Genomic DNA, 386 nt, shown 5'->3' with positions numbered 1-386 from the left:
AACTCCAACAGCTGAATCAGTAATTGGCAATGCATCTGACTTACCAGCGGATACCATATACGCTTGGACAAGAACTCCAGATGTAACTAAGGCAGGTCAAACAAGCGGTGTAGTCGAAGTAACTTACCCAGATAGTTCAACACAAGCAGTAACAGTTCCAATGACAGTTACAGACAAAGCTAGTGATGTTGAAGTGACTTACCCAGCTGTAGACGTAACCAAAGCAGGTGAAACAACTGTAAGACCAGACTTGATAGACGCCAACGGTCAAGCAGTAACTTCGTTACCAACTGGAACAACAGTAACCGCTGAGGGCAACAAGTTACCAGCAGGCATGAAGTTAGGTGATGTAGATCAAAAAACTGGTGAAGTAACAGTCGATGTAC

The 386-nt window shown here is 44.0% G+C and carries 1 protein-coding gene; it reads left to right on the top strand.

From position 1 onward, the window contains the following. Positions 1-386 (top strand): Rib/alpha-like domain-containing protein (locus FC36_RS06510; RefSeq protein ID WP_268872444.1); only part of this gene is annotated, 386 nt, incomplete at both ends.

This window comes from Ligilactobacillus equi DSM 15833 = JCM 10991 (genome assembly GCF_001435735.1).
GTDB classification, from domain to species: Bacteria; Bacillota; Bacilli; order Lactobacillales; family Lactobacillaceae; genus Ligilactobacillus; species Ligilactobacillus equi.
This window is presented reverse-complemented; position numbering and strand designations above follow the sequence as displayed.